The 10,948-nt window shown below is 41.9% G+C and carries 11 protein-coding genes and 1 pseudogene; 1 reads left to right on the plus strand and 11 read right to left on the minus strand.

Going from position 1 to position 10,948, the window contains the following annotated elements; genetic code table 11:
• Positions 1-288: 288 nt before the first annotated feature.
• The 11 genes from rsmI to HT687_RS10145 all read right to left on the minus strand — a co-directional run bounded on the left by rsmI (position 289) and on the right by HT687_RS10145 (position 10,693).
• A complete protein-coding gene (gene rsmI, locus HT687_RS10095) occupies positions 289-1,167 on the minus strand; it encodes a 16S rRNA (cytidine(1402)-2'-O)-methyltransferase (RefSeq protein WP_023936951.1) in 879 nt (292 codons plus the stop codon).
• Positions 1,168-1,169: 2 nt separating this feature from the next.
• Positions 1,170-1,487 carry a DNA replication initiation control protein YabA gene (yabA, locus tag HT687_RS10100; RefSeq protein ID WP_000358228.1) on the minus strand — a complete coding sequence of 106 codons (318 nt, stop codon included), beginning with the start codon at positions 1,485-1,487 and terminating at the stop codon, positions 1,170-1,172.
• A gap of 39 nt (positions 1,488-1,526) precedes the next feature.
• Complete coding sequence (locus tag HT687_RS10105; protein ID WP_023936953.1) at positions 1,527-2,417, minus strand: DNA polymerase III subunit delta'; 891 nt, start codon at positions 2,415-2,417, stop codon at positions 1,527-1,529.
• Complete coding sequence (tmk, locus tag HT687_RS10110; protein WP_000033362.1) at positions 2,414-3,052, minus strand: dTMP kinase; 639 nt, start codon at positions 3,050-3,052, stop codon at positions 2,414-2,416. The genes HT687_RS10105 and tmk overlap by 4 nt, the downstream gene beginning before the upstream one ends.
• A 228-nt stretch (positions 3,053-3,280) precedes the next feature.
• Entirely contained in the window at positions 3,281-4,078 is a 798-nt protein-coding gene (proC, locus tag HT687_RS10115; protein WP_023936955.1) for a pyrroline-5-carboxylate reductase, read from the minus strand.
• Positions 4,079-4,081: 3 nt separating this feature from the next.
• Positions 4,082-5,344 carry a glutamate-5-semialdehyde dehydrogenase gene (locus tag HT687_RS10120; RefSeq protein ID WP_023936957.1) on the minus strand — a complete coding sequence of 421 codons (1,263 nt, stop codon included), beginning with the start codon at positions 5,342-5,344 and terminating at the stop codon, positions 4,082-4,084.
• Between the two features lie 9 nt (positions 5,345-5,353).
• The gene (proB, locus tag HT687_RS10125) at positions 5,354-6,463 is read right to left on the minus strand and encodes a glutamate 5-kinase (protein ID WP_000875755.1); all 1,110 of its coding nucleotides are present in this window, start codon (positions 6,461-6,463) and stop codon (positions 5,354-5,356) included.
• Positions 6,464-6,563: 100 nt separating this feature from the next.
• Positions 6,564-8,447 (minus strand): phosphorylcholine esterase CbpE, encoded by a 1,884-nt coding sequence (gene cbpE, locus HT687_RS10130; protein WP_023936958.1) that lies wholly within the window; start codon positions 8,445-8,447, stop codon positions 6,564-6,566.
• 2 nt (positions 8,448-8,449) lie between these two features.
• A complete protein-coding gene (locus tag HT687_RS10135) occupies positions 8,450-9,337 on the minus strand; it encodes an RluA family pseudouridine synthase (RefSeq protein WP_000403212.1) in 888 nt (295 codons plus the stop codon).
• Positions 9,327-9,788 carry a signal peptidase II gene (gene lspA / locus HT687_RS10140; RefSeq protein ID WP_000745672.1) on the minus strand — a complete coding sequence of 154 codons (462 nt, stop codon included), beginning with the start codon at positions 9,786-9,788 and terminating at the stop codon, positions 9,327-9,329. The genes HT687_RS10135 and lspA overlap by 11 nt, the downstream gene beginning before the upstream one ends.
• A complete protein-coding gene (locus HT687_RS10145) occupies positions 9,785-10,693 on the minus strand; it encodes a LysR family transcriptional regulator (RefSeq protein ID WP_001025687.1) in 909 nt (302 codons plus the stop codon). Before HT687_RS10145 ends, lspA begins: the two co-directional genes overlap by 4 nt.
• Between HT687_RS10145 and HT687_RS10150 the strand changes: the two are divergent.
• A pseudogene (locus HT687_RS10150) lies at positions 10,686-10,891 on the plus strand (AraC family transcriptional regulator). The gene HT687_RS10145 and the pseudogene HT687_RS10150 overlap by 8 nt on opposite strands.
• The last annotated feature ends 57 nt before the right edge of the window (positions 10,892-10,948 follow it).

The raw sequence follows: 10,948 nt of genomic DNA on the forward strand, positions 1-10,948 counted from the left end.
GCTGAAAAAGTCCCCCGGACTTTTTCACTCCCACAAATCTTTCTATTTTTTTCTTCTACTAGTATAACAAAAAAAGGGAAGAAGGCAAACTTCCCTGTTTATACTAAATGAAAATCAAAGAGCAAACTAGCCGCAGGTTGCTCAAAGCACTGCTTTGAAGTTGTAGATAGAACTGACGAAGTCCAGCTCAAAACACTGTTTTGAGGTTGTGGATAGAACTGACGAAGTCAGTAACCACACCTACGACAAGGCGACGTTGACACGGTTTGAAGAGATTTTCGAAGAGTATTAGTCATTTTCTTGATTTTCTTCCCAATCATGGTAGGCAGCGTAGAGCTGGCTTTTATTCCACTGGTAAATCTTAGCGACTTCCTTGATAGCTTGATTTTTCTTCATGCCTTGCTGGATACGGGCTTGGATTTCTAAGAACAAGTCCTCCTCGTCTTTTTCCTCCACATCCTGACTGGCACCTTCAACAATGAGAAGGCATTCTCCTTTAAGTGGCGTTTCAGCAATGCTTTCCAATAACTCAGAAATGGTACCGCGTTGGTATTCTTCATAGATTTTAGTCAATTCCCTGACCAAGACAACCGAGCGGTTACCGTAGACTTCTAACATATTTTCCAACGTATCTGCTACACGATGAGGCGATTCATAGAAAATCTGAGTTTCAGGATAATCTTTTTTCGAGTCGAAAAATTGCTTTTGCTGGCCTGATTTTCTCGGTAAAAAGCCGTAAAAGATATGTGGTTGTGGCGCTAGACCACTGGCAATCAAGGCAGAAATTCCTGCAGAGGCACCTGGAACAGTCACAACTGCAATTTCTTCCTCAATAGCTGCCTTAACCAAATCATGACCAGGGTCTGAAATGCTAGGCAAACCGGCATCAGAGACCTGAGCAATACTTTGCCCTGCTTTCAAGAAACCAATCAAATCAGGAATTTTTTCCTTGGCATTGTGCTCATGAAAACTGATCTGCTTGGTGGAAATGTCAAAATGCTTGAGCAAAAGACCTGTATTGCGCGTATCCTCAGCAGCAATCCAGTCCACTTCTTTCAAGGTCTGGATAGCGCGAAAGGTCATATCATCTAGATTGCCAATCGGCGTTGCCACTAGATACAGCTTGCCATAGGGAAACTGCCCCTTAAAACTTTTTTGAATCTGCATGCTTACTCCCTGTATAACAACTCGTCACAGAACATACATTCCTCGTCCTGTTCTCGACGTTGTCCATAAAAATCATTACATACGTGAAATCCATCACGGTAAATGCGACGAACACTTTCGCGAACATGCTTGGCCTTGACGGGAGCGTCTGCTTCCACCTCACCCAAACGTTCGCGCAACTTAGAATTTTCCAAACGAAGAGCTGTATTTTCCTCTACTAGGCTCTTGAGATTTTTCTTGATAGCTTCCACATCGGCCAAGGTTACCAATAACTGTTGGGAAAAATCATCCAGCGCGTCAAATAATTCTTTTTTGTCCATAAGCCAGGCCTTTCCTTTCTTTATCGTTCATTTTTGAGTTTATATTTCTTTCAAGACCAGATATTCCATGGCATTTTGAAAGCTGACATTAGCTTGCCACATTTTTCTAGCTTCTAGCAAATCTTGTAGAATCACCCTTACTCTTACCTGCAAGAGATCCTGCCCACAGAGAACTTCAAGAACCCGTAAAACCTGATCTTGTTTTTCCTTATCATCTGCCAAGTTCGCTAATTTGGCAACCTGTAGATAACTTTCTTTTTTCTTAGCTACTAACCAAGTCAGCAGGCGTTCACTTTCATCGACCAAGGTCCAAAAACTTGCCTGATTAGCCAACTTTTCTGCTTCAGCTCGCGATTGACTAAACTGAGCTAAAAGAGTCGCTTTTTTCTTAACAAGTCCCATTTGTTCTAAGAGCAAGATGAGTTGTTCTTCTTGCTTTTTAAAGTGGAAAATCTGGGTCCGACTTCGGATTGTCGGTAACATCTTTTCCTCATCGCTAGTCAAGAAGAAAATATAAACTTCACTCTGGGGTTCTTCGATGACCTTAAGCAGAGAATTGGCTGCGTTGGGATGCATTTTATCCGCTTGCTCGATGATAAAGACCTGTTGCTGGCTTTCAATCCCTGCTTGAGAAAACTGTCCCACCAATTCCCGAATGCGTTCTGTCTTGATGACCTGATTGACTGGCTTAATCAAGGTTACATCGGGAAATTCTCCCTGTTCAATCAGCTTACAATTTCGGCAGTTTTCACATGGTAAAACATCTACCTTATCCGTACAAAATAGACTCTTGGCCAAAAACTGCGCCATTTCCAGGCTTCCAAAGAAACCTGAAAAGAGATAGGCGTGATTGAGCTGGTCTTGTTCTAAGATACGGACAAATCGGTCAAACTGGGCTGGTTGCCAAGCCTTTAATTGTTCTTGTTTCATTTGGCCAAGCCCATTCCGTCAAACAAGACAGCCTTGGTAGTTTCCACAACTTGCTCCAAAGGGAGACTAGCATCAATCTTGACAATGCGATTTCCCTCTTTATCCAGAAGAGAAAGGTAGCCTTGACGAACTTTTTTATGCAAGTCCAACCCTTCCAAATCCAAACGATTAACCTCGCGGTCACTATTAGCAGCAATACGAGCCAGCCCTTCTTCCACCTCGATGTCAAAATAGAGTGTCAAATCGGGTTTGAGGCCATCTGTCGCAAACTGATTGAGCCAGTCAATGGCTTCAATATCTAAGCCACGACCAAATCCCTGATAGGCAACAGAACTATCGATAAAACGATCCATGATGACCAACTTGCCAGCTTCAAGGGCTGGAAGAACTTTTTCCACCAAATGCTGTCTGCGACTGGCAATATAGAGAAGTAGCTCTGTTTTAGCATCCATCTGAGTATGACTTGGATCCAAAATCACTTCCCGAATCTTCTCCCCAATCAAGACTCCGCCAGGTTCACGGGTCGTCAACACCTCTACTCCTTTTTCCTCTAAAATTGGTAGCAGAGCCTCTAAAACACTGGTCTTGCCTGCTCCCTCTGGTCCCTCAAGAGAGACTAAAAATCCTTTTGACATGTCTAACTCATTTCTTTTTTACTACTTCTATTCTATCAAAAAAATAGGGGTTTGTGACAATCTTTTTGTCTTCTCATTTCATACTCAATGAAAATCAAAGAGCAAACTAGGAAGCTAGTCGCAGGTTGCTCAAAACACTGTTTTGAGGTTGCAGATGGAAGCTGACGCAGTTTGAAGAGATTTTCGAAGAGTATCAACCACCATAAAAGAGGCAGACAAATCCACCTCTTATTTACCTAGTTCTTGTGTTCGTTTGTAGGCTTGACCAACTGCATCCATGACCGTTCCTCGAAAAGCATGCGCTTCTAGGCTCGCTACACCAGCGATAGTCGAACCGCCTGGGCTGCAAACTTGGTCTTTCAAAACTCCAGGATGTTGCTGACTTTCAAGGACCAATTGTCCAGCTCCTACCACAGTTTGAGCTGCCATTTTCAATGCTGTTTCTCGTGGCAATCCAGTCTGAACACCTGCATCTGCCAAGGCCTCGATAAAAAGATAGACAAAGGCTGGTCCACAACCTGCAAGACCTGTCGCTGCATCTATTAAGCTTTCTCCAAGTTCAACCAAAAGACCAGCCTTGGCTAAAAGCTGACAAAAGAGCTCACTGTCCTCAGCCCTGCAATTAGGAGACAAGGCATAACTAATCACTCCTTGACCAATAGAAGCAGGGGTATTTGGCATCATACGAATAATTCTGTGTTGATTTGGAAGAAGACTAGCGAGTTTTTCCAAGGTCAATCCAGCTGCCATGGAAATCAAAAGAAGACTTTCTCGTTTTTCAAGGATGGTCTGATATTGAGAAAGTAAGTCTGAGAACTGAGCTGGCTTAACACCTAGAAAAATCACATCTGCTTCTGCAAAAATTTCTTCATTGCTGGAAGCCTGACCACCAAAGTCTGCAATGAAAGCATCTACCTTAGCTTGACTACGATTGGCAAGAAGAATGTCATCACACGTCTTGGCCTGCAAAACAGCCTTAGCCAAACTAGCCCCCATATTCCCCAAACCGATAAATCCAATCTTCATCTCTTACTCCCTTATCTGCCCATCACCAGCAACCACATACTTGTAGCTGGTCAACTCTTTCAAGCCCATTGGACCACGCGCGTGCAATTTCTGAGTAGAAATTCCCATCTCACATCCAAGACCAAATTGTCCACCATCGGTAAAACGAGTTGAGGCATTGACATAGACAGCTGCAGAGTCCACTTGATCTGTAAAGTAAGCTGCAGCTTCAGCATTTTCCGTTACAATGGCATCTGAATGATGGGTACTATGGGCTTCAATATGGGCAACCGCTTCTTCTAAACTGCTCACAACCTTAACAGCTAAGACATAGTCTAAAAACTCGGTGTCAAAGTCTTGTGCCTCAGCTGCTTGACCTGAAAGAAACTGACTGGCTTTCTCATCCAAGCGGAATTGAATTGGTTCCAACCCAGCTTCTTTTCGATCTGCAACCAGCACTTGCTCCAAGCGAGGAAGGAAGCTTGCTGCCTTGTCTTCATGAACCAGCAGAACCTCCATGGCATTGCAAACAGAGGGACGACTGGTTTTAGCATTGTTGATGATAGACAGCGCCTTGTCTTCGTCTGCATCCTTATCCACATAGACATGGACAATCCCAGTCCCTGTCTCGATAACAGGTACAATCGCATTCTCAACCACTGCATTGATCAAGCCAGCTCCTCCACGAGGAATGAGGAGGTCTAGATAGCCCTTGGCCTTCATCATAGCATAACTACTTTCATGGCTAGTATCTTCCACCAGTTGAATCACATTTGGGTGAATAGTAGTCGTCTCCAAGCCCTTCTTCAAGGCTGTGACAATGGCATGGGTTGTTTGATAGGCATCCTTACCACTACGAAGAACAACCGCATTTCCACTCTTAAGAGTCAAAGCAGCCGCATCAGACGTCACATTTGGACGGCTTTCATAGATAATACCGATGACACCCATAGCTACACGTTTTTTTGTGATAACCAAACCATTTTCAAGCTGACTTGTTTCTAAAACTTCACCGATTGGATCTGGGAAGGCAACCACTTCACGAATTCCTCTTGCCATCGCTTCTATACGATCTGCATCCAAATAAAGACGATCCAACATCACATCTGAGATTTTCCCCTTAGCCGCTGCCATATCGAGGGCATTAGCCGCTAAAATTTCCTCAGTAGCAGCCACTAAGTGATCAGCCATGGCTAGCAAGGCTTGGTTTTTCACTTCTTCACTAGCTGTGTTAATCGATTTTTTAACAGCCTGTACCTGTTCAAATTGTTCTTGTCTACTCACCATAGTTTACCTCTAAAATTCTGTAAAAAGTAGTTGGATTTCAGGAGTAATGGAAATCCAGTCGTCACGGTAAATCAAGACACCCTTGGCTTTTTGAGAACGCAACATATCCTCCAAAGCAGATGCTCCAAATTGCACGCGTCCTTTTCCAAGTGATTTTCCACTTTCCTTATCAAATACTGTCACGATATCACCGTAAGAAAAGGCTCCTTCTGCTTCAACGATACCAGATAAGAGAAGACTCTTTCCATGTTGAGAGAGAGCTTCCGCAGCCCCTTTATCAACCCAAATAGAACCTTGACTCTGAGCATAAAAGGCCAGCCATTGTTTCTGGGTACGAAGCCCCTTCTCTTGCGCAACAAAGTAGGAACCATCCTTGGTCTCCTCAGCCGCTTCAATCATGGCATCTGACTTCAAGGATGAGCAGATATAAACAGGAACACCCGATTCTGTCGCAATAGTTGCAGCTTTGATTTTGGTTAACATGCCCCCAGTTCCGTTTGACGAACCAGCTCCACCGGCCATATCGATAATCTCACGATTGATAGTCTCGATTTGCTCCAAACGTTTGGCTCTTGGATCTGAATTAGGATTTCCTGTATAGAGACCATCTACGTCTGTCAAGAGGATCAAAAGGTCTGCTTGGACCATGGCCGCCACCTGTGCACTCAGAGTATCATTGTCCCCAACCTTGAGCTCATCAATAACAACACTATCATTCTCATTGATGATAGGAATCGCCCCACGGCTAAGTAAAACCGACAAAGCCTGATGGGCATTTTTATAACGACGCTTATCTACAAAGTCATCCTGGGTTAGCAAGATTTGTGCAGAAACGATTTGGCGCAAGAGAAGATTGGTCGTGTATTCTTCCAACAAAAGCCCTTGTCCTACCGCTGCTGAAGCCTGTTTATCAGCAATTTTAGTCGGACGCTTTTTAAATCCTAAGGCTCCAAAACCAGCCGCAATGGCACCTGAAGACACCAAAATCAACTCATGACCAGCCTCGTGCAGCATAGCCAACTGCTGGGTAATATCCTTTACCTTACTACGTGATAAACTTCCATCCTCATTTGTCAGAGAAGAAGTACCCACCTTAAAGACAATCCGTTTGTATTTCATAGTCTCACTCCGATTATTCATATTTATCCATTATAACATGAATAACAGGAAATAGAAAAGAGTTGATAGGAAAAAGAAGGCCCTAAAACCTTCTTTTCTACTACTGTTCTGATTCCGATTTGTTTACACTCGTTTCAGAGCTTTGTGAAGTTGAGGATGTCAAATCTTGACTAGTTGAAGAATTTGTAACACTTTCATGTTGACTCGTTTCTTTATTTTCAAGATCCTTTTTCACTACTTCTTTGGATTCTTTTATTTCTGAATGACTTGTAGTTTTAATTGTAGCAGATTTCTCGATCGGAACATCCACTAACCAGGCACCACTTGAATCCACAGTATAGCCTTCTGGTGTCTTACCATTCACAAGTAATTGACCATTTTCTTTCAAGAAGTACCATTTATCCTTGTCTTTAATCCAACCTATAGCTCGTGAACCATCTGTCTTGTAGAAATACCAATCATTTGCCTTTTTAAGCCAGCCTTGCTTCATAGCTCCTGATTCTTCTAGATAGTAATGATGTCCAGCAACTTCTATCTCACCTGTCTTCATGATACCAGTAGAATCCATATAGTACCAGGCTTCTTTATCTTTTACCCAGCCCGTTTTCATTTCCCCTGATGGAGCAAAGTAATACCATTGCCCCTTATATTGAAGCCAACCTGTCTTCATAGAGCCATCAACATCCAAATAATACCACTGCTCTTTATCTTGAATCCAACCAATTTCCATCTGGTTTTCTTTGTTAAAATAATACCAGATTCCAGCGATTTTCTTCCAATTTTTAGCAGCAACACCAGAGTCTGTCAAATAGAACCAACGATTGTTCCATTTTTTCCATTGATTCTGTAATAAGATACCCGTTTGGTTAAAGTAATACCATTCACCCTTAATTTCATTCCAACCGACAGCATATTCTCCTGTAGAATCAGGCGCTTGATACCACCAGTTTCCATATGAACTCTTATGCCAACCAGCTTGAAAACTTGGAATAGGCTTGTAGGAAGTTGAAATGTTTACTAAACCGTCTTGTCGAATATCAAAAACTGTTGCATCATAGTCTTTGCTGGCTGCGTTGATTCTCTCAATTCCTCGTTCTTTGAGCCAATTAACATACTCACTATCAACACCATTTTTCCAAGGTAGACTATCCGAAGTTTGAACAATCAAACTCGGACTCAAATTTTTAATAAAATCCTTGGTATTTGATTTGTTGGTATCATGGTGATGATTAAACTTCATCAAATCAACTTTTCCAATGAGAGGTCCATACTTATCTTCCGCTCCATGCACATTATCTAAGTCGCCCCCAAGGTAAATTTTCTTACCATTGACTTTTACTACGCTAATCAAGGAATTGGAATTATCATCCCAAATTTTCTTTAATTCACCTGATGAATCTGTTTCATTTTCATAATTATATAGTTGAATATCCATGTCTCCAAACTGAAAATGAGCATCTCCTTGTGTGATATTTTGAATAACTGAAACACCTTTTTCAGCAGCAGTCTTTAAAACCTTATCATAGCCATACAGATTATCCCAAAGACGTTCAGGCTTAGTAATACGATTATCACTATATTTCTTAAGATAGACTCGGTCAACTGGATAGGTAGACAGTAATTCATCAACATTTCCAATATGGTCACTGTGGGTATGGGTTACCAAAATAAAATCAAGTTTTTGGACACCCAATTCCTTCAAACGACGAAAGACACGGTCTGTTAGAACATGCTTATAAGTTGTATTGATACCCTGTCTCCATGGATAACGAGAATCACTTCCATCTGGGAAATCATAATCTTCTCCTGTATCCACCATGGCAAAATGTCCATTGCTTTCAAGAATAATCGCATCACTGCCACCTTCATGAACATTTATAAAGTGGATTTTATTTCCTGAACTTTCTTGAGCTTGAACATTTCCATACCATGACAAGCCTAAAAAAGCGCCTGCAAGTGCTAAACTAGTTAATTTCTTTTTCATTCTTACTTCCTCAATCTCTCCAATGTTTCCTTAAAAATTGCTGGGATATCTGCTGTAAATTCTAAGGTCTCACCTGTTCTCGGATGAGTAAAACCTAGAGTCTTGGCATGAAGAAATTGTCCATGCCCCTTAAGTGTCTTACGAGGACCATAGACTTCATCCCCAGCAACTGGATGACCGATATAAGCCATGTGGACACGAATCTGATGGGTACGCCCTGTCTCTAGTTGCAACTCCACTAAGCTATAATCGCCAAAGCGTTCCAAGACGTGGAAACGAGTTACTGCAGGTTTCCCTTTAGCAGTCACAGCCTGTTTCTTACGATCTTTTTCACTCCGGCCAATCGGTGCTTCAATCACACCGCGATCATTGGGCAAATTTCCATGAACAATCGCCCAATATTTGCGGAGAGACTTTTTATCCTTGAGTTCTTGGGCAAGTGCTAGATGCGCCTCATCATTTTTAGCAATCATAAGAAGACCTGACGTATCCTTATCAATACGATGAACAATTCCTGGACGCAGAACCCCATTGATACCCGACAAGTCCTTAATATGATACATAAGGGCATTTACTAGGGTTCCACTAGTATGACCAGCACTCGGATGCACAACCATTCCCTGAGGTTTGTTGACAACAGCCACATCCTCATCTTGGTAGATGATTTCTAGCGGAAGATCCTCAGCCACATACTCTAAAACCTCTGGTTCTGGCACATGGTAAGTGACGACATCGCCCTCTTGGACAGTGTATTTAGCTTTCTTGACTTGGCCATTGACCAAGACCTGGCCTGATTTGATTTGTTCATTCGCGAGACTACGTGATAATTCTGTCAAATCTGACAAAGCCTTATCTAAACGCAGGCCACCAGTTTCAATTTTAATTTCCATTTATTTCCTCTTTTAGCATTGCAATCAATAAAATAATCACTCCAACAGTCAGATAGCTATCTGCCACATTGAAAATTGCAAAATTGATAAAGTCAAGGTGAAACATATCCACAACAAAGCCCTGACTGACCCTGTCAATAAAGTTTCCAAGACCACCCGCGATTATCAGAGTCAAACCCAAGACCATCCAGAATGAGTCCTCCATGTGCTTATGTAGATACCAAATGGCACCTACCACGACGACCAGGGTAATGACAGCGAATAACAACTGCTGATCTTGTAAGATAGAAAAGGCTGCCCCTCGATTTTGCAGGTAGGTCAAGCTAACGAAATTGGGAATCCAGGAGCGCACTTCACCCAGTGGAATCTGTTGGACGATATAGGATTTAACTAACTGATCCAGCGCAATCAAAAGCAGTACAATGACTGCCACTATTCCTCTTTTTTTCATGATTTCCTCTTCTGATTAAAATATTCTTGCATGACTTCTACGAAAAGAGTTCCAGCTTGACTCAGCTCCACTTCTTCACGTTTAACATAGACCATGCGGTTATCTAGGTTATCCTTAAGACGAATAACTGTGATGCCATTCACACTGTCACTATCTAAAAATCCAGAACCTGTCGCATAAGCGTCCGTCCGCTCCAAAATACCATTCAAAGTAGCACGGTCTGTCACATTAAACATCTGCGAGCTCGCGCTGGTATCAACAAAGTTCTCTGAATAATAAAGATACTCGTCTTTCTCTTGCGTGAAACGAACCGTTGGTAGATCCGCTAAATCCTCCATGACCAATTCCTCTTTCTGAGCTAAAGGATGCCCCTCACGGAGATAAATATGGGTATGGAAGGGAATTAGTTCAATAACCTCTAGGCCTAACTTTTCAACCCGTTGCATAATCCCTTTTTTATTTTGATTATTGAGGTAGATAATCCCAATCTCACTGTGACCTTGCGCTACTTCGTCTAAAATTTGAACAGTAGTTGATTCAAAAATACGGAAGTTCTTATAATCAGGATAGCGCTCTGAAAAGGCCGTAATGGTTGGTGGCAAGAAGTCATAGTGCTGACTGGCAATGGAAAATTCATCCTTTTCTTCCTCAGGATGGGCATACTGATTTTGAAAAATATCAAATCCTTTAACCAATTCTTGCGCTTTTTCATAGAATTCCATACCACGACGAGTCAAGAAAGTCCCTGAGCTGGTCCGACGGAAAATCTTAAAACCCAATTCTTTTTCCAAATCACGAACAGAAATAGACAGACTCGGCTGACTAACATACATCTTTTCAGCAGCTTCACGAAAAGTACCGCTATTGGCAATGGCCACAACATAGCGTAATTGTTGAATGTTCATCTTCTACCTCCAACTTCTTTATCTTTTCATTATACCATATTTTAGAAATTTTCCAAAAAGGAAAAAAGAACATCCTATTCTTCTTAACCTTCTTAACTATCTTCACTATCTGCCTTTCTCAAGCCAACCTTATTTTCAAAATCAATTCAAAAAATAACTGGATACACACCACTCCAATATCGAAAAGAAAAACGTTGACTATTTGTGAAAAAAGAAAATGCCGGAAAGTTCCGACACCCGACTTTATCACTTAAA

Source organism: Streptococcus sp. 1449 (assembly GCF_013276805.1).
Taxonomy (GTDB): Bacteria; Bacillota; Bacilli; order Lactobacillales; family Streptococcaceae; genus Streptococcus; species Streptococcus pseudopneumoniae.